Source organism: Catenovulum agarivorans DS-2 (genome assembly GCF_000568405.1).
GTDB lineage: Bacteria > Pseudomonadota > Gammaproteobacteria > Enterobacterales > Alteromonadaceae > Catenovulum > Catenovulum agarivorans_A.
Genome location: NZ_ARZY01000013.1, coordinates 81,549 through 101,938 on the forward strand (window position 1 = coordinate 81,549; position 20,390 = coordinate 101,938).

A 20,390-nucleotide genomic window follows, 5' to 3' on the forward strand; every position below is an offset into this window, starting at 1 on the left:
CTCCTTAATTAACGACGACCTCTTGTTCTGTTTTTGCTGTCGGTACGTCCACCTTGCATTCGTCTCTTATAATGCGGTTTAGGTGGGGTGACATCATCAAGCAGTGCTGTCGGATCATACTTACTTACAGGTATAGCATGATCTATGTATTCCTCAATAGCTGGCAAGTTATAAACATATTTTTCGCAAGCTAAACTAATTGCATGACCAGTGGCTCCAGCTCGGCCAGTTCGACCTATGCGGTGGACATAATCTTCACAGTCATCTGGTAAGTCGTAGTTAAATACATGGGTGACTTGCGGAATATGTAAACCACGCGCAGCAACATCGGTAGCGACTAATATATCTAATTTGCCCTCGGTAAATTGCTTTAAAATAGTCAAACGTTTTTTCTGTGGCACATCACCTGTTAACAGGCCTACTCTGTGTTTGTCGGCTTTTAACCACTGATATACGTCTTCACAGCCATGTTTGGTATTGCTGAAGACAATTGCTTTATCTGGCCATTCATCTTCTATTAGACTTAATAGAAGGAGCATTTTATCTTCGTTAGCCGGATAAAATAGTTCTTCACTTATGCGTGTGTTGGTCATTTCTTCAGGTGCAATGTGCACATGGGTTGGACTATCCATATGTTCATAAGCTAATTCTTGTACACGCATAGACAAGGTAGCGGAAAATAACATGCTCAGTCTTTGTTTGGCTGCAGGCATGCGACGGAATAAAAATCTAATGTCTTTAATAAAGCCTAAATCGAACATGCGATCAGCTTCATCTAACACTACGGATTCAATTTTGCTTAGATCAATAAGACCTTGCTTATAATAATCTATAATACGTCCAGTCGTACCAATTACGATATCGGCACCGGCTTCAAGCTGCTCATTTTGTGCTTGATAACCTTCACCTCCATAAATTAAAGCTAGCTTCAAACCTGTATGTTTGGCAAGCAAAGCTGCGTCGTTATGAATTTGTACAACCAGTTCTCGCGTAGGCGCAAGGATAATCGCTCTAATTTGTTTTGAGCTCCTATCCTGCGGGGCTTGGCTAGACATAAGGTGGTTAAATACGGCCACCAAAAAAGCCATTGTTTTGCCCGTGCCTGTCTGTGCTTGACCCGCAACATCGCCACCAGCTAACGCAACTGGCAAGCTCTGAGCCTGAATAGGTGTACAGTGTTTATAGTTAGCTTCAGCTAACGCTTGTTGAACCTGTGCATGCAAGTTTAATGATGCAAATTCAACCTGTGATAAGTGAGTTTGTATTGTCATAGTTGTTCAAGCATATCAGTTTCAGCTTGCAAAAAGAATCCGAATAGATTAAAAAAACAGTCTGTTTTATTCTCATCGGTTTAAGCCGTAAAATTTGGAGAAATGAATGAGCTCTGATGCCATTGTAACTTTATCAGACGCTAGCTTTGAGTCTGATGTATTAAACTCTGAAAAGCCAGTATTAGTAGATTTTTGGGCAGAATGGTGTGGTCCTTGTAAAATGATTGCGCCAATCTTGGACGAAGTTGCCAATGATTATGCAGACAAAGTAACTGTAGGTAAGTTAAATATTGACCAAAACAACGCTTCACCAGCTAAATATGGTGTGCGTGGTATTCCTACATTATTATTGTTTAAGTCTGGTAGTGTTGCCGCTACTAAAGTTGGTGCTTTGTCAAAAACACAACTTAAGCAGTGGTTAGACGAGAACCTATAAATTAGGTTTTTAAACTGCTAGAGAAAAGAAGCTCGAAAAAAGAGCTTCTTTTTTCTGGATCTAATTAAATTTAAGTGCTACCTTATTTTTTAGTTGTTACTTTTTCAAAGTTCAACGCCCAATTATTTTCCCTGTTAATCCTAATCAAGCAAATACTGTTTCAGCCAGTCTCTGAGATAAGAACCCACCAATATGAACTTAACGGAACTTAAAAACAAACCTATTAACGAATTGGTCAAACTAGCCGAGTCAATGGGACTCGACAACATGGCGCGTTTACGTAAACAAGACATTATTTTTGCAATCTTGAAAAAGCATGCCAAAAGTGGCGAAGACATCTTTGGAGATGGTGTGCTTGAAATTTTGCAGGATGGATTTGGCTTTTTGCGTTCAGCAGACTCGTCATTTTTAGCCGGACCAGACGACATTTATGTATCACCTTCGCAAATCCGCCGATTTAACTTACGCACGGGTGATTCTATCGCGGGTAAAATTCGCCCACCAAAAGAAGGTGAGCGTTATTTTGCATTATTAAAAATTAACCAGGTTAACTTTGATAAACCTGAAAACTCGCGCAATAAAATTTTATTTGAAAACTTGACCCCGTTACATGCCAACGAACGTATGGTGATGGAGCGTGGTAATGGTAGTAAAGAAGATATTACTGCACGTGTTTTAGATTTAGCTTCACCCATTGGTAAAGGCCAGCGTGCATTGGTTGTTGCTCCGCCAAAAGCGGGTAAAACCATGTTATTGCAAAACATTGCCCAGTCTATTTCAGCTAACCACCCAGAATGTCAGTTAATGGTCTTACTCATTGACGAACGTCCGGAAGAGGTGACCGAAATGCAACGTTTGGTCAATGGTGAAGTTGTTGCTTCAACCTTTGACGAACCTGCTAGCCGTCACGTGCAAGTTGCTGAAATGGTTATAGAAAAAGCTAAACGCTTAGTTGAACATAAAAAAGACGTTGTCATTTTACTTGATTCAATTACCCGTTTAGCACGTGCTTACAATACGGTGATACCGTCGTCGGGTAAGGTACTGACTGGTGGTGTAGATGCAAATGCTTTGCACAAGCCTAAGCGTTTCTTTGGTGCTGCACGTAACGTAGAAGAAGGTGGTAGTTTAACTATTATTGCCACAGCATTAATTGATACTGGCTCTAAAATGGATGAAGTTATCTACGAAGAGTTTAAAGGTACAGGTAATATGGAAATTCACTTAAACCGCAAAATTGCGGAAAAACGTGTATTCCCTGCTATCGACTTTAATCGTTCTGGTACACGTCGCGAAGAGCTATTAACATCGCAAGAAGAGCTACAAAAAATGTGGATCTTACGTAAAATTGTTCATGAAATGAGTGAAACAGATGCGATGGAATTCTTAATTGATAAATTGTCGATGACAAAAACCAATGATGAATTCTTTGAAGCGATGAAACGTCAGAAAGGTAGTTAAGTCACAAAATAGCTTAGGCTAAATAGTTTTAAAATGGCTGATGCAATGCTAAATTTTTAGTAGCTGCACCGGCCATTTTTTGTTTTACCCGATAAATAGCGTAATTCTAATTTACCCATCTATTAGGGAATGTGTTTATATGCCTTTACCGCTCAAGGTTAATGTTTTACAGCCTATCGATAAGCTGAAGTTTTTTGTTGAACGGCAACTGATTAAAGGTGCTGGATATCAGTTGTTTGTAATAGTTGGTGTAATCGCTTTGGTTTCAATGGTAGGAGGCTTTTTATTAGCGCCGATTAGCGATCATCAAAGTAATTTGGCCGAAGATATCTGGTGGGCTTTTCTACGATTAACTGACCCTGGTTATTTAGGTGATGATCAAGGCGCATGGAAACGCATTGTTTCGACTTTGCTGACCATGTGTGGCTACGTGCTGTTTATGGGTACGCTGGTGGCTATTATGACCCGCTGGTTAATTGCGTTTATGGAGCGCCTCGAACAAGGGTTAACCCCAGTTTCTATCCAACAGCATATCGTTATACTTGGTATGAGTAGTCGGGTAACACCTATAATTCGTGAATTACTCGGTATCGAAGCAAACCGGACCTTCTACAAAAAACATCACAAAGATAAAAACGTAACTGTGGTGTTGCTCGCTGAGCAAGCCAATGCTGCGATTCACCAGCAACTGTTGGCGGAAGTCGCATTACCCGCTAAGTGGTCACGCCAGCTTATTCTGCGTTCGGGCAATGCATTACAGAGCGAAGCGATTCACAGAGCCGCCTGTTTGCAGGCATCTGCGGTTATCTTATCCAATAAATATCAAAGATCAGATTCGTTAGTCACGACAGATGTGGAAACGATTAAAAGCTTGCTTACCATCAACGTATTGGCTAAATCAGCAAATACCTTTCCTCGGTTGGTGGTTGAATTAGACGACGTGCGCCACACTGCACTGGCGAAAAAATCTTATCAAGGACAAGCAAATATCTTGGTGACAGATCAAACGATTAGTCGTTTAATGGCACAGTGTGCAGTTGCACCTAATTTACTTAAGGTATACACCCATTTGCTCAATAGCCAGAATCAAGGGCGGTTTTTTATCAAAGACGGTACTAGCCATGTTGGAAAGACATTAGCAGAAGCGCGTTTGTATCATAAAACTGCAATTTTAGTTGGCTTCATTGACACAAGCAGTCAAATTTTTAAGCTAGCCGTTGGCGCACAAGCCAAACACCGCATAGTCGCAAGTGATAGCTTGGTTTATGTTGCCAATGATGTAAATCTACTAGAGCCTAGCATCGAGCCTGCACGACCAAGTGTGCTGCCCAACAAAAATAGGACTAAAGAAACAGTCGATTCGGTTAGATCACGTAAAAAGTTATTGCTGTTAGGCTGGAACCGCAGAGTCCCCAACATTATTCATGAGCTAGATAGTTACACCAATGAAAGTTTTGATGTAACTTTAGTCTCTACTATGTCAGCACAAATTCGTCAGCAAGAAATTAATAAATTAGGTCAATTTAGCACACGAATTAACCTCACTTTGTATGAGGCTGACTACATGATAGAAAATGAAGTTCGGCAGTTTAATCCGCAAGAGCAAGATATTATATTGCTGGTGTATAGTGATAGGCTCGATTCAGCAGAGGAAGCGGACGCGCGCGTATTAGTTGGCTCGATGGCGCTAGATCAAATTTTAGAACAGTATCCTAACCGCCCACATGTATTAATTGAATTAAGCGATCCATCGAATGAAAATTTCTTGGAGCATTCAAAAACCGATACGTTTATCACGCCTTTATTGATGAGTCACTTATTGTCGCAGGTAGCCTTGGTACCTCAACATCAAATTTTATTTGATACCTTAATGGAAGCTGAAGGGGTACAAATTTATCTTAAACCACTTAGCCACTACACTGACAAACAAATGCTTAAATCAGCAGAGCTGCAGCCACTGGTTGAAAGCCAAGGCGAGCTTTTGTTAGGTGTGTTTCAAGCAGACGCAGGCGACAAAGCAATTCAGCTTAGTTTGAACGCAGAGCGGAGAATATCTTCCTTGTCGAACGATTTATTAATTGTTATTGGTGAATAAACGGATAAAAAATATCCAGTTGAACGCTAAGTTGAAAAAATTACTGGCAGTTTTTATTTAGATAGCTAGAATCACAAGTCTGCATTGCGCGTCTGTAGCTCAGCTGGATAGAGTAGGTGGCTTCGAACCACTTGGTCGGGAGTTCGAATCTCTCCAGGCGCGCCATTTATCTTCTACTTAGTTTTTCTTATCAATATCGCGTTACCTTTATATGAGGTATCAATTTTATTACTACCATCTAGCCAAGCTAGATATGGTATTCTTGCATATAAATGCGTAGTTGAGTGTCTATCTTGATCGAAATATTACTGGTTAATTTATTTTTGTTTGTCGGTGCATTTGTGCAAGGCATTATCGGTTATGGGCTGGGTATCTTGAGCGTACCGCTGGTTTTTATGGTAATGCCAAGCATGATTCCTGCACCTATGATATTTAATTCGATATTTTTGTGTTTGATTATTGCAACGGACAATAAAAATTATATCGACTCAAATATACTCAAATGGCCCATTGTTGGTGCGCTTGTGGGTACTGCAACAGCGGCTAGCGTTTTAGCTGGGGTGGAAGAGCGAACTTTTGCTTTGGTATTCTCATCAATGTTACTGGTATTAATTAGTTTGTCTGTGCTCAAAGTGAAATTGCCCATTAACGTTTCATCTAGCACGACAGCTGGTTTTTTCTCTGCGCTTTCTGGGACCATCACTGCAATCGGTGGGCCACCAATTGCGCTGTTGTGGCAAAATTTGCCGCCGCAGGTCATCCGCGCCAATATGTCGGTATTCTTTATTGCCTCTAGCATTATTGCACTTGTGGCGTTATTCCTAATTGGTAAATTCGGCTGGGCTGAAATCAAGCTTTCAGCCGCGACATTACCGGGTGTGATAGTTGGATTTTACTCATCTAAATTAATCGTTAATCGAATACCCGCACAGCAAGTTCGCTTGGGGATTTTGCTGATGAGTACACTATCAAGTTTATTTTTGTTTTTTAAATACTTTTAAGCTAACAGGCGGGCGCTACCAATTAAACAATATAGCCCGCTGTTTTGAGTGAAAATATGCCAATTGATATACTGACGGTACTTAACAAGGTGGTAATTGCTATGACCTCAGCCGCTAATTGAGCTTGATTGGTCATTTGTTTTGCCATTACATAACTTGCAGCGGCAGTAGGTGTACTCATATAGATAAATAACAAGGTAATTTGCTCTGCGGTAAAAGCGAATGCCATTGCGCCAAGTACCGCGGCTGCAGGCATTGCGACAAGCTTGACTACACAAGCCCACATCACCCACTGTTTATTTTCTTTTAAACTGGCTAGTTTCAAACTGCCACCAATACAAATCAGGGCGAGCGGCAGGCTGAGGCTAGCAAAGTAATTACCGGTTTGTTTTACAACTGAAAATAACGGGATATTTAGTACAGACCATACAGTGGCAAAAAAGATAGATAGAATAAGCGGATTCATCATCAGGCTTTTGAGTCTTGCCCAGCTGAATGCTTTGCTGTCGGTTTGTAGGATAAATACCGCAACAATATTGTAAACCAAGGTCATAAAGCCCAGATAGACAGCAGCAACCGCAAGTGCATCCGAATTATCTGCATATATGTTAAATATCAAGGCTAAACCCACTATGCCCATGTTGCCGCGATAACTTGACTGGACAAATACCGCTATTTTTTGCACGTTTAGCGAAAAGTATCGACAAACCCACTGTAAGCTGATCACAGTTCCAATAGTCACAGCCAGTGCATAAGTTAAATAGGTTAAATCAAAGTTTTTGGTAATTGGCGCATCGGCAATTTTTACAAAGAGTAAACAAGGGAGCGCTAAATTAAAGACCAGTTTGTTACCTATGTCGGTAAAGTGTTGGTCAATAAAGCCCCTTCGTTTAAGCCAAATACCTAAACAAAGCACAACAAGTACAGGTAAGGTGACATTTAAGGTAAAAAGGATATTTGCTAGCAAATCAGCCATGGGAGAACTTAGGTTAATTATTTTATTTGATCTTCGTTTGTTCATTAATAAAAAGCAACTTTAGTTCATTTATTTGCTGTATCACTTTTGACTATTAGTCGCGCTAACTTGTAGAATTACCTTTCATCAGACAAAAGATACGAGAGAGCTGCTTTGCACCACTTAGCGTTGGCAAAAATTCGTCGAGCTAGCAATTTAACGACAGAGCTTGCGGATTTATTACGCCAACAGATCAAACAAGGCCAATATGCTGTTGGTAGTAAACTGCCATCGTCAAAATTTATTGAGCAACAAGCTGGTGTTAGCAGAAGTGTTGTACGAGAAGCTATTGCTCAATTAAAAGCTGAAGGCATCTTATATAGTCAGCAAGGTGTTGGTGTTTTTGTTGCTGACAAGCCGACGAGTTTAAGCTTTTCGATTGATGCTCAAGAGTTTAAATCGATTCATGAAGCAATTCTAATCTTAGAATTGCGCAAGGCGGTTGAAGTCGAAATGTGTGGCTTAGCTGCAGTTAGGCGCTCTGATGAGCAGTTGGAAAAGATAAGGTTTTGTTTTAAACAAATCAATCTAGCGATTGAGCAGGGGCGAGATGGTGTTGCCGAAGATTTTAATTTTCATCAGGCCATAGCCGAAGCATCCAGTAACCATTATTTTGTTCGTTTTATCGATTATATTGGCGCTGGAGTAATACCTGCAAGAGAAATTATTACTCAACGCAGTGCTCAAGCATCGGTTGATTATGTTGCCCTTATCCAAAAAGAGCATGAGCAGATTTTACGTGCGATAACACATAAAGATAAAGGTGGTGCTCGCGCGGCAAGCAAGGCGCATATAGAAAATAGTATTTTGCGTCACCAACAATTGATCTCTGGTAGAGAATCAGCATAAGGTTTGAGTCGTTTAATGATTAACTGATTGTTCTTTATACTTGTCAGATAAGCATATAACCTTGCTGGTTTTGTTAGATGAAAGTTGAACGACTATGTTTAATGTGGAAATAATTTAGGAGCTAAATATGAAAATTGCATTAATGAATGAGTTTAGCCAAGCGGCTAAAAACCCGATTGTCTTACAAGAGTTAAACACTGTAGCCACTGAGCTTAATCACCAAGTTTATAATGTTGGTATGGATGGTGATAACGACCATAGACTTACCTACATTCATTTGGGGATTATGGCTGGTTTATTATTAAATTCTAAAGCTGTTGATTTTGTTATTGCAGGTTGTGGCACAGGGCAGGGCGCACTGATGTCATTAAATGCTCACCCTGGTGTAACTTGTGGTTATTGTATTGATCCATCTGATGCGTATCTTTTTGCTCAAATTAATAATGGTAATGCGTTGTCTTTACCATTTGCAAAAGGTTTTGGTTGGGGCGCTGAATTAAATGTGCGCTATATCTTTGAAAAGGCTTTTACTGGTGTTAAAGGTCAAGGTTACCCACCAGAGCGTAAAGCTTCACAAGTAGAAAATGCGGGTATATTAAACGATGTTAAGCTGGCGATGTCGAAAGACTTTTTAACAGGATTGAAAGCGTTAGATCCAGAGCTGGTGAAGCAAGCTGTTGGTGGACCACGCTTCCAAGAGTGCTTTTTTGCAAATTGCCAAGACGAACAAATGGCAGAGTTCGTAAAATCTTTTATCTAGCCACTCGAGCATCTGCATGTTAGGGCGACAGCAACCAATCATGGCGCTGTGGCCCTTTTATTTAATCTACTTTGCCGATTTGTTCTCTTATTGAGACCATCACGCCATTGTTGTAACTTTCTAATTGATAGGGCGTCACTGACACTTCAACTCTGCGTTCAGGTCCTATTGTGAAGGTTTTAGTTTGTGGTTTGCCTCGAGAATTTACCTCAGATATAACTTGGTTTAAGTTCGGGAAGCTATATTTAAACGTCAAGTCAAATATTTTTCTATCTAGGTCAAACTCAATTACGTTTAGATAGTCGCGTACCGCATCCGTGTAGCGACGAATTTTCAGGTCTTTATCTAAAAATAACACCGCTAGTTTTGTCGCTTTGAGTAAGTTTTCCAAATCGTTGTTAATATTGGTTAATTCAACAATTTTTTGTTGGTATTCACTATTGACGGTATAAAGCTCTTCATTAACCGATTGTAGTTCCTCATTGGTAGACTGTAATTCTTCATTTGCAGCCATCAGCTCTTCATTACTAGATTGCAATTCTTCTCGAGTTGTATCTAAGTCTTCGAGTGTTTCGCGGTAGAGCTTTTGGCATTCGATAAGTGAATTATCTAATTCGGCAATACGATTTTTTACTTGTTGATCTAAATTGTATTCGCTGGCGGCAGCTCGCGCGGTAAACACGTTATCGGCCAAAAACGATAAAGCTAGATATTGATTGTCTTCTTGTTCATTGTCGCTAAAAGTAAAGCACTTGATTGACCAAGCGCGCTCTTGATTTCCTTCTACATCTTTAAATACATTCTCAAACAGCACACTAGCGCCATCTCGCAAGACTTGGTGTGAAGCCGAGATACATTGACTGACAATGTCTGGGCGCAATATATCCGAAATATCATTGGTGACATGGCCCGGTTGAATTTTTTTGGTAAAAGGAGAAGTATCTCCATAACTGTACACCAGAGTTAGCTTTTTATTAAAAATCAAAGTGGGTGGTGCAAACTGTTGCAACATTGCATCAAAACCAATTTTGAATGTTTTCGGCGGCTCTGAGCTTTTTACCGAACGCGTAATATATTGTGGCAGCGATTTCGGCTGATATGTTTTGCTTTTTAGCCCGGTATTATTGAGTGCTCTTATCGGAATTCGAATATCTTTGTTCTTTTTGTACACCCTATGCCTAGCCTCAAACGCGTCAAAGTAGTTGCTAAAGCTGCCTGTTGTCTCGGCCGTGCCGAGCAGTAAATATCCACCGTGTTTGATCGCAAAGTGGAAAAACGCCATAGCTTTTTGTTGAGCTGGATTTTGCAAGTAGATAAGTGCATTTCGGCAGCTAACCAAGTCCATATTGGAAAACGGTGGATCTTGAATTAGATTGTGGGTGGCAAAAACCACTAACCCACGTAACTCTTTTGATACCTGATAACCACCGTCAGCTGTTTGGATAAAATTATTTGAGAACAAGTGACTGGGTATTTCAGAGGCAATTGACGGTGGATAAATGCCATTGGCTGCATAGGCAACTGCAGATTGGTCAATGTCTGATGCGAATACTTTTATTGAGCGTTCTACATTAAGCTCTTTGGTGGCAGCCCGAAATAACATCGCGATAGTGTAAGGTTCTTCACCAGTGGAACAGCCAGCACACCAAACGCGAATTGGGTCGTCACTGCTGCGATTCAATACCATAGGAGTGATGACTTTTTTGTACAAGTAATCCCAAACTTCTTGGTCCCTGAAAAATTGCGTCACCCCGATTAATAGGTCTTGTTTGATTAGTTCAATTTCTTTTTTATGCGTGATTAGGTAGTCGTAGTATTCAGGTAAAGATTTTATATTGTTTATACTCATTCGGTGTTCAATCCGACGAGCAACGGTTGACTCTTTATAGGCTTTAAAGTCTAGATCAGTTTTTTCATGTACTAGGTTTAGAATACTATTTAGAATCTCTTCATTTTCGGAGAGGTGATATTTAAACGCTTTGTCACGGTTGACCACGAGTGGGTGATTAATAAAATTCCGAATCTGCTCGGGCATATCCTGTGTATTGAGAATAAAGTCTACCGCACCTGTGTTAATCGCATTCAGCGGCATACCATCGAATTTGGCTTCATCAGGGTTTTGTGCAACCACTAATGCGCCAACTTCTTTCAGTGCTTGTGCACCTCGGCTGCCGTCAGAGCCTGTACCAGAGAGAAGGATACCAATAGCGTGATTTTGTTGGTCTTCAGCTAACGAACGAAAAAACTCATTGATTGGTAAACTTACCCTATTGTCTGGAGGTAAGTCTGATAGATAAATTTTGCCTTCTACAACACGCATCAGCTTTCCTGGTGGCATCAAGTAAACTGAATTGGCTTTTACTTCTTCACCTTCTTCTGCTTGATGAGTTGGCATACCGGTGTGCTTCGACAGCAATTCGGCCATCATACTTTTAAAGTCAGACGATAGATGCTGTACAACCACATAAGCGACCCCTAGGTTGTTGGGCATTTTGGCAAAAAGTGCTTGCAATGCTTCTAAGCCGCCAGCTGAAGCGCCAATGCCAACGATATGGCTTGGTTTATTCGTTTTTTTATGCGCTTTCATTTGTTTGTCCTATGTATTCTATTATTTGATTTAACTGCATGGGCTTAGCAAAGAAATATCCTTGGAAGAGTTCTATATCACTGTCTTGGCAAAGCTGTGCATCTTCCTCTGTTTCTATACCCTCAACAACTAGTTGTAGATTAAGCGCTTTGCCTAACTGAGCTGAGGCTTGCAAGGCTGATTTCTTTTGCTGTCGCGTAAGATTTTCTGATAAAAATATTTTGTCGATTTTTAATTGATTAAAGCCGAGTTTGAGTAATCGCTCTACTGAACTATAACCTGTTCCAAAATCATCTAGGGCTATCTTAACGCCGTGCTCCCGCAATAGGTTGAGATTGTCAAAAACAACGTCCTCTATATGTGAGTAGGTGTCTTGTTCGGTAATTTCAATTGTTACTTGAGTCGCCTTGACGCCATGTTTGGCTAGTACGGTCAGGAAGGTGTGACTAAAATTACCACTGTGTAAAAGCTGCAATTCAATATTTAAATTTAGCCCAATATGGGCAGCTTGTGTGGCTTGAACAATTTGTGCGTAGCTTGCAACATTATTCTCAACAATGCTCTGTAAAATTTCTCGAGAGCGTTTGTGCTCTTTGATATGCCCGAAAGCCTCTGATAAATTCATTAACGCTGGTGAGCTAAAGCGGCAAAGCGCTTCTAGCGAATAAAGCTCAGCCTCTTTGGTCAAGATAGGTTGAAAATAGCTTTCAAATAGTGGCGTTTGCAGGAGTTTCTCGATTGCTGATTGAATGTTAAGAATATGGCTGAGTTCACTTGATAGTTCTTGGTTATACAGCACGATTTGATGGCCCTTTTGGGCTTTTGCTTTGTACATTGCCGAATCCGACGCATTTAACCAATGTTCTACCATTGCATGGGCATCTTCGGTAACAAAGCTGTCGATGATATCCTGGCCCATGGTTAAGCCTATACTGAGATGCACATTTATTTGTTGTTGGTCAATTTTTACAGGCTTGTTTAAGTTGTTCGCGATTGCTTGCGTTCGTTCATAAGCGATCTCAATACTTTCAACCTGTTTGAGTAAAACGATAAACTCGTCGCCGCCTATTCTGGCGACTAAATCATCTGTGCGTGTAACATTCAATAGACGTTTGGCTACCACAACTAATAGCTCGTCGCCAATATGGTGGCCAAGTGTATCGTTAATATATTTAAATTTATCTAAATCGATAAACAGTAGGGCACACGAAGATTGAATGAGGGGTTCAGCGCAGACGACTTCTAATTCACTAATTAACGATGAGCGATTGAGCAATTGAGTTAAAGAATCGTGCGTTGCCAAATGTTTTAAATAGTTGCTCTCTGCGTATTCTTTGCTGATATCTTGCAGCATGATATGGTAACCGAGGATATTACCAACCAAATCTATTTGTTCGTGTATAGCGATCGACAGGATGCGCTTTTTCCCCAACGGAGTGATGACTTCTGCAATCACCCTTAAGCCAGTGGGGTTGTTGTATGTGTCAGAAAAAAATGAAAAGATTTTATCTCTGCTTTCTGTATCTAGCGCATTTATCCACTTTCTACCGTAAAGCTCTTGGTTGCTTAAACCAAACAACTCGTAGCAATGAGTGTTGCAAAACTTTAGATGAAGCAAGTGGTCGGCTTTCATAACGCCAATCGGAAAAGCGTTGTAAAGTTCGCTGAGGACGTGTGTTTCAGGGATGCCCAATAATATTAGAAACATTTCGTCTTGATGGTAGACTTCGTTCAGCGTAACTTGGTAGCCGCTAATAACTACTGACTTGTGCTGGCTAAGCTCATCGCCAAATATTTTATGAACTGCATTAAAGTTTAAAATTTCTCTAATGCTGGGCGTTAACTCTGTTGGAAGTTTACTGCTACTCAGGACTGCAGAACCCTGAGAATCAAACAAAACATAAAAGCCGCCTTGCCCTTCAATATAATTTATCAAAAAGCTTGTAAGCTCTTCGCGGACACCAAAGTTTGTTGAACTAAACTCAGGCGGCAATATTTTTTTGTTCATACGTCCTTCATATGGCTTGAGATGATAACCCTATCTAAGCTTAGTATAATATAGTCTTATTCACAGCTTCTCAAACATTTCAGGGTGTGGAAAGCAGTACTGGGTACTGCTTTCCTTTCTTAAAAAAGTCGGTTTAAGCCATTTAACGCTGCCACTCGGTAAGCTTCTGCCATGGTTGGGTAGTTAAAAGTTGTATTGACGAAATAGTCTACGGTATTTGCGCCACCTTCTTGCTGCATGATGGCTTGACCTATATGGATGATTTCAGAAGCTGAGATGCCAAAACAATGTATACCAAGAATTTCTCTAGTATCTGGGTGGAAGAGAATTTTTAACCCACCCGTTGTGGAGTTGGCAATTTGTGCTCGAGCGAGGTGTTTAAACTGGGCTTTACCAACTTCATATGGAATTTTTGCTGCGGTCAGTTCTTGCTCAGTTTTGCCTACAGAGCTTATTTCTGGAATGGTGTAAATACCAGTTGGTATATCTGCAATGAGTTTAGATTGAATTCCCGACTTTGTTATAAAGTTGGCGGCAATTCGCCCTTGGTCGTATGCTGCACTAGCTAAGCTAGGATAACCTATCACATCACCAACAGCGTATATGTTGTCCACCTCGGTTTGATAATTTTCGTTTACTTTCACTTGACCGCGACCATCAGATGTTAGCCCGACAGCAGACAAATTAAGTGTGTCAGTATTACCCGTTCTACCGTTGGCAAATAATAAGCAGTCTGCTTTAAACCGTTTGCCAGATTGAGTTTTTAAAATAACACCATCGTTAGAAGCAGAGATAGCCTCGTATTCTTCACCGTTACGAATGACTGTGCCATTATTGCGAAGGTGGTAACTAATTGCATCTGAAACTTCGTTGTCTAAAAATGCCAGTAAGCGATCACGTGTGTTGATTAAATCTACTTTTACTCCAAGCCCTCTAAATATGCTTGCATACTCTGAGCCAATGACCCCAGCACCATAAATAACGATGCTGCGTGGATCATGTTTGAGTGACAATATGGTATCGCTGTCATAAACGCGCGGATGGTTAAAATCAACATCAGCGGGGCGATAAGGTCTTGAACCAGTCGCAATCACAATTGTTTTTGCTTTAATTTCTTGGGTAGAACCGTCCTGATGGGTAATACAAATGGTATTTTTATCAATAAATGAAGCTTCGCCCTTAATTAGGCTTACACGATTTCGATCGTAAAAACTGGCACGTAAGCGAGTTTGCTGACGGATAACGCCTTCAGCATGTTTGAGTATTTGCGGGAAGGTAAAATGTTTATCTCTGCCACTTTCGCTAAACAAAGGGTTACTATTAAATTGCATCAATTGAGAGACAGATTGGCGTAGCGCCTTAGATGGAATCGTTCCCCAGTGCGTGCAACCGCCACCAACAGCAGAGTGACGTTCTACAACTGCAACTGTTTGCCCAGCTTTTGCAAGCCCCATAGCTGCACCTTCACCACCAGGCCCTGTTCCTATCACAATTGCATCAAAGTCGTATGAAATTTGAGAGTCGTTTTGTTTTTGCTGTTTTGCCATGGTGTGTTGGTTCCTAAAAATTTGCTTTTATAATTTGGTTAACTTTAATTAAAACTTATGACATTTCTGCTTATAAGTACAGATTAAACAAAGTCTTTTTATTATGGTGGATATAGAAGGCGCTTTATAACAAAGCTTAAATATAGAAAAGAGGTATAAAGAAACCTGAGTTCTGCCAGCAGAACTCAGGTTTGCAAATTAGGCTGCTTGCGGAATGGTTAGGTCGAAAAACTTGTTTTTGTGTTCTTCAAACTTTAGTTTTAGCTCTTGAACTTGAGTGTATAGCTCAGTTTTCTTGTAGTCTTTTGCAAGCTTTTTACGTTTTATTTCCAACAAACGTTTGCGAGCTGAATAGAAGTCGTTCATCTTTTGCTGCAAAGCTTCATATTCATGTTCTAATTTTTTCACCAATGGGTGGTTATGAGGCAGGTGTAACAAGCGCTGTTTTAACGTTTCGAAATGATTTTCTGCGAGCGCTTTTTCAATTCTTTCTTCTGGTGTTATGCGAAGTTTACTTGTTAAACCCACGTAACTGGCGGCCTTTATAAACCATTTAGTTGGATCAAAATGCCACCATCGAATGCCATTGCGGTAGTCATATTCAAAGGTATGATGGAAGTTGTGATAACCCTCACCATAGGTCAATAAAGCCAAAAACGCGTTATCTTTTGCGGTGTGTTGTTTGCTATATGGTTGTGAACCCCAGATATGTGCTAGTGAATTGATAAAAAAGGTAAAATGATGACTCAGTACCAGGCGTAATACACCGGCCCATAATAACATGCCCAAAATATTGCCATTTAACCAGCCCAGTAAAATGGGTATGCCAAAGTTCGTTGCAATCGCCAGTGGTAGGTAATATTTGTGTTGCCACATCACAATTTTGTCTTTTTGTAAGTCTTTTGTATTATTGTAATTTTTGTATTCTTTACCTTGGTACTCGCGAATCATCCAGCCAATGTGTGAATGCCAAAACCCGCGTTTTGCTGAATATGGGTCTTTGTCATTATTATCGACAAATCTGTGATGGTTTCTATGGTCAGAACACCAATGTAATATACTATTTTGCAATGCAAACGCACCGCCTATCGCATAAACAAATCTAACAAACGCATGTGCTTGGTATGTTTTATGTGACCAAAGTCTATGGTAACCAGCGGTGATAGACATACCGCAATAGCCTAAACATAAAATTGTCGCGATTATTTGTACGGTATTGAGGCCGTTAAAATAAATATCTAATGGTATTGCGATCAGGGCAATTAAGCCAGTGATCAGGAAAATGAGTAAATTTACCCATACGATAGGAGCTTTGTTCATTGTTGAGCCTTGTTCAATTACGACCGATGTAACTAATAAAATTAGCGTACACGTGTTAGCTCAATTTTAGTGTATGCAGCTTCAGGATCAAGTTGTTTATGACAAAAGATCTTTTAAGTATACTTGCAATACATTTAACAGGCTCTAGATTTTTTTGCGAGGCGGTATTATGGGCATTCGAGCTCAACAAAAAGAAAAAACTCGCAGAGCGATAATTCAAGCAGCGTTTGAACAGCTGTCCGCTCAAAAAAGCTTTACTCAGCTTAGTTTGCGAGAAGTGTCGCGACAGGCCGGAATTGCGCCGACTTCATTTTATCGACACTTTAAAGATCTAGACGAGTTAGGTCTAACTTTAGTTGATGAAGCGGGTGTTATGTTGCGCCAACTGATGCGCCAAGCTCGTAAGCGAATTGCTTCGCAGGGCTCTGTGATCACAACTTCGGTGCAAACCTTTGTGGAATTCTTGCAAACCAACGAAGGTGCATTTCGTATTTTGCTGCAAGCAAATAGTGGCACATCTGAAGAATTCAGAGCCGCAATTTCTCGAGAGGTCGACCATTTTATTGCAGAGTTAGCGGATTACATCAGCAAGTCGCAAAATTGTGAGCATGTATTTGCAATCACTCAAGCCGATGCAATGGTTAAGTTAGTCTTTCATGCTGGAGCGGAGGTAATTGATATGTCCATTAGCCAACAACAGGCTGTTGCTGAGCGCTTGGTCGCTCAGCTCAGACTAATTGTTAGTGGTGCCAAACATGAGTTAAAGCGGCTAAACCCACATCATTAGCGTTTGGTCAACCATACTGCTGATTCTATATGGTGGGTGTACGGAAACTGATCAAATAAACATATGTCTTGCACTTGATGAGTCGATTGGATTGCTCGAATATTGTTGGCAAGCGTTTCTGGGTTACAAGATATATAAAGTATGTTGTCGAATTTACTGACCAGTTGTTCAGTATCTCTATCTAAACCAGCTCTGGGAGGGTCAACTAAGATAGTTGAAAACTGATAGTCAGATAATTTGATATCTTTAAGCGATTTGACGGATTTCCCTTCAAAGTATGCTGCGCTAAAATCTTCAGCTGAAGATTGACCTATGACGACATTATCTATGTTGTTTAAACTGATATTGAATTGTGCCGCTTTTACTGAACTTCGGGCAATTTCAGTTGCAAGCACTCGATTAAATTTGCAGGCCAAAGCTAAGCTAAAATTGCCATTGCCGCAGTAGAGTTCCAATAAGTCTCCATTTAGCTGGTGGCTAATATTTGCAGCCCACTCCAACATTTTTTGATTAATAAATCCATTTGGTTGAGTAAAGCTATTTTCGATTTGCTTATAACTGAGCTGTTGACCATTCACATCAAAAGTTTCGATGATATAGTCTTGGTCGAGCAATATTTTTGTTTTTCGAGCTCTGCCGATCAGGTTGACTTTGGTAATTTCATTTAACTGTTGCTTTAAAATTTTTGCTTCGTTTTGCCATCTGTCGTCTAAAGGCTTGTGATAAATTAAGCTAACTAGCGCTTCGCCGCTAAGTGAAGTTAAAAAATCAACTTGGTAAAGTTTGTAACGCAATTCTGGGTTTACTAAAAATGCTTGGCGGACGGCTTGCATTAACTTATTTAATAGTTCGCTGCCAGGTAGATAATAATCAACTCGGTACTTTTCTTTAGTTTCCGGATCAAACATTATGTAGAAGCTATCTTCGTCTTGATGCCAAACTCGAAATTCAGCGCGTAGTCTATAGTTTTGTTTAACGGACTCGACAACACTTGGCTTAGGGACTTCAATCCCAGCAAAATAAGTTAAGGTATGCTGCACTTTATCACTTAACAATTTACCGTATTGGTTAGGATCGATCTGATTGACTCGCATATAGGCACTTCACGCTGAAATAAAAAGCGTATTTTACTTTAATTGGCTCGATTTTCAGTAGTAGCAAGGAGTATTTTTCAAAAAAGATGATTTTGACTAAAATATATTCAAACATGGCCGATATAGCTTATAAGCAAAAAATTATGTGGTGGCGGTATGGACATATCAAATATTACTAATCAAACAGAGAAAACTTTGCCAACTAGTCGTAATCAATCGGCTTCAGCTAGGTCGTTACAGCCAGAATCAACTGGAAATAATGCGCAAGCGAATGTACAGAATAACCCAGTTGAAGATCAAGCTCATATTAGTCAGCAATCAACAAGTAAACTCGGTTTATCTATATTACAGCAGAATTTCAGTCAACAATTACAGATTTGGCAGAAACGTTCAACGGAACAGTTACAATCGCAGCCAACTTCGTTTGAAGATATTAAAGCTCGTAATGACAAGTTATTTGATTTTGAAGCGGTCGCCAATAATGTCTTAAAATTTGTCGATGGCGTGATTACATCCGCGCAGGAATCAGGTGCGGAATCTGAGCAGCTAAATGAAATGTTATCTCAAGCACGTAAAGGTGTTGCGAAAGGTGTTTCTGAAGCAAAGAAAATGCTTGGTGTGTCTGACGAGCAGGACGACGATTTAGCAAATGGTATTAAACAAGCACACAGCCTGATTAACCGAGGCTTAGATGATATCTATAATCGAATTAATGATGTTAACCAAGCTAACACAGTCAGTGAGGCTGGGCTGCAAACACAGGTAACTCAATCTAATTCAACCAAATTAGAGTTAACCACTAAAGATGGTGATCGTGTTGTAATTGACTTTTCTGCCCTAAGAGAGCAGATCAATATAGTTCAAGCCAACCGAGTTGAGTCTGAGCAACAAAGTCAAGAAGGTTTCTATTCATTATCCAGCAAATATTCACAAGAAAGCTTACATTTTTCGGTAGAGGGTGAGTTGGATGAAGATGAGCTAGCTGCAATATCAGATCTAGTAAAAAACGTCGGCTCTGTTGCTGATGAGTTTTTTAACGGTGATGTCGAAGCTGCTTATGAGCAAGCGCTAAAGCTTGGTTTTGATAAAGATGAAATCAGTGATTTTGCGCTAGATCTCAACAAAAGGGTCAGTCAATCGACGGTTGCGTATCAAATGTACACAGAAAATAGCAGCGACAAACTGCCAAATAGTGTGAAACAGCCAATACAAGAATACGTTGAGCAGCTTAAAGATCTAGTTGCCCAAGGCAGAGCGCAGTTGCAGGACCAACAAGAAGTAGCTCACCTAGTTAGTCAAGTGCTCAGTAATCAGTTTCAATTGGAAGGAAATGAATTGCTTGAAGCAGTAAACAGGTTTAATCACTTTAATCAACAATTGCTTAATAGCGGGGATGAAGACAAAAATGAATAAACCTGGAATAGGCGGCAGCAACTTATGCGTTACTGTCGTTGTCTTGCTGGGTTTTGTCTTTCGCTTCACGAACCTTCAACGTACGTTGTTGGAACTCTTGGTCGTTTAAAGCGTTGATTGCTTTATCAGCACAAGATTCGTTTATTTCAACAAAACCAAAACCTTTTCTTTTACCAGTATTGCGGTCACGCATTAGACGAACAGACCTAACGTCACCATGTTGGGCAAATAATTCTCGGACTGCAGCTTCATTTGCTCTATAAGGTAAGTTACCTACGTAAAGTGTTTTAGACGGCTCGTTGGTAGACTGAGCTTCAGTTGCAGAAGCAGGTGTCAGGAAAATAACAGTAGCACCACCAACAATAACACCCAAAGCAAGCGCAATGTTAGCTTCTATGTTTATCGATAAAGCAGGCACGATAAAAAAACTGACTAGCGCAAGCACAACAATAACCAAAGCTTGCTTGATTACAACGTTTGACATAAAAACCTCAAAAAAATCTAAAAATTAAAGATTGTTATCATTAGAAATAAAATACATATAAGTATGCACGCTATAAATTAACCTGTTTGTTTTGACTTTTGTACTCCTAAATAGAAAAAAGGTTAAAAAAAAGTCAATGCATGGAGTAAATTTGGGCTCATTAGTATGAATTATGAGCGAACGAAACTTTATTTGAAAAAACTTAAGAAAAAGCGTTGACGGCACTTCTTTTCTCCCTATAATGCGCCCCCACAACGCAGCG

16 protein-coding genes and 1 tRNA gene are annotated in these 20,390 nt (G+C 40.1%); 9 read left to right on the forward strand and 8 right to left on the reverse strand.

Annotation, left to right across the window (positions count from 1 at the left end):
- Positions 1–8 precede the first annotated feature (8 nt).
- Positions 9–1,271 carry an ATP-dependent RNA helicase RhlB gene (gene rhlB, locus DS2_RS08720; protein WP_035014339.1) on the reverse strand — a complete coding sequence of 421 codons (1,263 nt, stop codon included), beginning with the start codon at positions 1,269–1,271 and terminating at the stop codon, positions 9–11.
- A gap of 106 nt (positions 1,272–1,377) precedes the next feature.
- Between rhlB and trxA the strand changes: the two genes are divergently transcribed.
- The 5 genes from trxA to DS2_RS08745 all read left to right on the forward strand — a co-directional run bounded on the left by trxA (position 1,378) and on the right by DS2_RS08745 (position 6,264).
- Complete coding sequence (gene trxA, locus DS2_RS08725; RefSeq protein ID WP_035014341.1) at positions 1,378–1,707, forward strand: thioredoxin TrxA; 330 nt, start codon at positions 1,378–1,380, stop codon at positions 1,705–1,707.
- A 192-nt stretch (positions 1,708–1,899) separates the two neighbouring features.
- On the forward strand, positions 1,900–3,168 hold the full coding sequence (rho, locus tag DS2_RS08730) for a transcription termination factor Rho (RefSeq protein ID WP_035014342.1): 1,269 nt from the start codon (positions 1,900–1,902) through the stop codon (positions 3,166–3,168).
- A 139-nt stretch (positions 3,169–3,307) separates the two neighbouring features.
- Positions 3,308–5,263: a CASTOR/POLLUX-related putative ion channel gene (locus DS2_RS08735; protein WP_035014343.1), complete on the forward strand. Its 1,956-nt coding sequence runs from the start codon at positions 3,308–3,310 to the stop codon at positions 5,261–5,263.
- An 88-nt stretch (positions 5,264–5,351) separates the two neighbouring features.
- Positions 5,352–5,428, forward strand: a tRNA-Arg gene (locus DS2_RS08740).
- A gap of 119 nt (positions 5,429–5,547) precedes the next feature.
- Complete coding sequence (locus DS2_RS08745) at positions 5,548–6,264, forward strand: sulfite exporter TauE/SafE family protein (RefSeq protein WP_235188569.1); 717 nt, start codon at positions 5,548–5,550, stop codon at positions 6,262–6,264.
- 22 nt (positions 6,265–6,286) lie between these two features.
- Here the strand turns inward: DS2_RS08745 and DS2_RS08750 are convergent, their stop codons facing one another.
- Positions 6,287–7,240, reverse strand: a complete 954-nt coding sequence (locus tag DS2_RS08750) for an AEC family transporter (protein ID WP_051479745.1) — start codon at positions 7,238–7,240, stop codon at positions 6,287–6,289.
- Between the two features lie 153 nt (positions 7,241–7,393).
- Here DS2_RS08750 and DS2_RS08755 point away from each other — a divergent pair, with 153 nt between their 5' ends.
- Positions 7,394–8,128: a FadR/GntR family transcriptional regulator gene (locus tag DS2_RS08755; RefSeq protein WP_051479746.1), complete on the forward strand. Its 735-nt coding sequence runs from the start codon at positions 7,394–7,396 to the stop codon at positions 8,126–8,128.
- Between the two features lie 127 nt (positions 8,129–8,255).
- Positions 8,256–8,888, forward strand: a complete 633-nt coding sequence (locus DS2_RS08760; protein ID WP_035014345.1) for an RpiB/LacA/LacB family sugar-phosphate isomerase — start codon at positions 8,256–8,258, stop codon at positions 8,886–8,888.
- 61 nt (positions 8,889–8,949) lie between these two features.
- Here the strand turns inward: DS2_RS08760 and DS2_RS08765 are convergent, their stop codons facing one another.
- The 4 genes from DS2_RS08765 to DS2_RS08780 all read right to left on the reverse strand — a co-directional run bounded on the left by DS2_RS08765 (position 8,950) and on the right by DS2_RS08780 (position 16,350).
- Positions 8,950–11,475: a chemotaxis protein CheB gene (locus tag DS2_RS08765; protein ID WP_035014347.1), complete on the reverse strand. Its 2,526-nt coding sequence runs from the start codon at positions 11,473–11,475 to the stop codon at positions 8,950–8,952.
- Positions 11,462–13,483 (reverse strand): EAL domain-containing protein, encoded by a 2,022-nt coding sequence (locus DS2_RS08770; RefSeq protein ID WP_035014348.1) that lies wholly within the window; start codon positions 13,481–13,483, stop codon positions 11,462–11,464. The genes DS2_RS08765 and DS2_RS08770 overlap by 14 nt, the downstream gene beginning before the upstream one ends.
- Positions 13,484–13,602: 119 nt before the next feature.
- On the reverse strand, positions 13,603–15,030 hold the full coding sequence (gene sthA, locus DS2_RS08775) for a Si-specific NAD(P)(+) transhydrogenase (protein ID WP_035014349.1): 1,428 nt from the start codon (positions 15,028–15,030) through the stop codon (positions 13,603–13,605).
- 198 nt (positions 15,031–15,228) lie between these two features.
- Positions 15,229–16,350, reverse strand: coding sequence for a fatty acid desaturase (locus DS2_RS08780; RefSeq protein ID WP_035014350.1), 1,122 nt, complete (start codon positions 16,348–16,350; stop codon positions 15,229–15,231).
- A gap of 169 nt (positions 16,351–16,519) precedes the next feature.
- On the opposite strand from DS2_RS08780, the gene fabR reads away from it, so the two are divergent.
- Positions 16,520–17,137, forward strand: coding sequence for an HTH-type transcriptional repressor FabR (fabR, locus tag DS2_RS08785; protein WP_035014351.1), 618 nt, complete (start codon positions 16,520–16,522; stop codon positions 17,135–17,137).
- On the opposite strand, the gene trmA is transcribed toward fabR, so the two are convergent.
- Positions 17,134–18,231 (reverse strand): tRNA (uridine(54)-C5)-methyltransferase TrmA, encoded by a 1,098-nt coding sequence (trmA, locus tag DS2_RS08790; protein ID WP_035014352.1) that lies wholly within the window; start codon positions 18,229–18,231, stop codon positions 17,134–17,136. The genes fabR and trmA overlap by 4 nt on opposite strands.
- Positions 18,232–18,387: 156 nt before the next feature.
- Here trmA and DS2_RS08795 point away from each other — a divergent pair, with 156 nt between their 5' ends.
- Positions 18,388–19,644, forward strand: a complete 1,257-nt coding sequence (locus DS2_RS08795; RefSeq protein ID WP_035014354.1) for a DUF5610 domain-containing protein — start codon at positions 18,388–18,390, stop codon at positions 19,642–19,644.
- Positions 19,645–19,666: 22 nt separating this feature from the next.
- Here the strand turns inward: DS2_RS08795 and DS2_RS08800 are convergent, their stop codons facing one another.
- Positions 19,667–20,128, reverse strand: a complete 462-nt coding sequence (locus tag DS2_RS08800) for an RNA recognition motif domain-containing protein (RefSeq protein ID WP_035014355.1) — start codon at positions 20,126–20,128, stop codon at positions 19,667–19,669.
- Between the last annotated feature and the right edge of the window lie 262 nt (positions 20,129–20,390).

What these genes read in the sequence shown, in the direction of transcription:
- rhlB (WP_035014339.1), bottom strand. Translation starts at nt 1,271, where the DNA reads ATGACAATACAAACTCACTTATCACAGGTTGAATTTGCATCATTAAAC.
- trxA (WP_035014341.1), top strand. Translation starts at nt 1,378, where the DNA reads ATGAGCTCTGATGCCATTGTAACTTTATCAGACGCTAGCTTTGAGTCT.
- rho (WP_035014342.1), top strand. Translation starts at nt 1,900, where the DNA reads ATGAACTTAACGGAACTTAAAAACAAACCTATTAACGAATTGGTCAAA.
- DS2_RS08735 (WP_035014343.1), top strand. Translation starts at nt 3,308, where the DNA reads ATGCCTTTACCGCTCAAGGTTAATGTTTTACAGCCTATCGATAAGCTG.
- DS2_RS08750 (WP_051479745.1), bottom strand. Translation starts at nt 7,240, where the DNA reads ATGGCTGATTTGCTAGCAAATATCCTTTTTACCTTAAATGTCACCTTA.
- DS2_RS08760 (WP_035014345.1), top strand. Translation starts at nt 8,256, where the DNA reads ATGAAAATTGCATTAATGAATGAGTTTAGCCAAGCGGCTAAAAACCCG.
- DS2_RS08765 (WP_035014347.1), bottom strand. Translation starts at nt 11,475, where the DNA reads ATGAAAGCGCATAAAAAAACGAATAAACCAAGCCATATCGTTGGCATT.
- DS2_RS08770 (WP_035014348.1), bottom strand. Translation starts at nt 13,483, where the DNA reads ATGAACAAAAAAATATTGCCGCCTGAGTTTAGTTCAACAAACTTTGGT.
- sthA (WP_035014349.1), bottom strand. Translation starts at nt 15,030, where the DNA reads ATGGCAAAACAGCAAAAACAAAACGACTCTCAAATTTCATACGACTTT.
- DS2_RS08780 (WP_035014350.1), bottom strand. Translation starts at nt 16,350, where the DNA reads ATGAACAAAGCTCCTATCGTATGGGTAAATTTACTCATTTTCCTGATC.
- fabR (WP_035014351.1), top strand. Translation starts at nt 16,520, where the DNA reads ATGGGCATTCGAGCTCAACAAAAAGAAAAAACTCGCAGAGCGATAATT.
- trmA (WP_035014352.1), bottom strand. Translation starts at nt 18,231, where the DNA reads ATGCGAGTCAATCAGATCGATCCTAACCAATACGGTAAATTGTTAAGT.
- DS2_RS08795 (WP_035014354.1), top strand. Translation starts at nt 18,388, where the DNA reads ATGGACATATCAAATATTACTAATCAAACAGAGAAAACTTTGCCAACT.
- DS2_RS08800 (WP_035014355.1), bottom strand. Translation starts at nt 20,128, where the DNA reads ATGTCAAACGTTGTAATCAAGCAAGCTTTGGTTATTGTTGTGCTTGCG.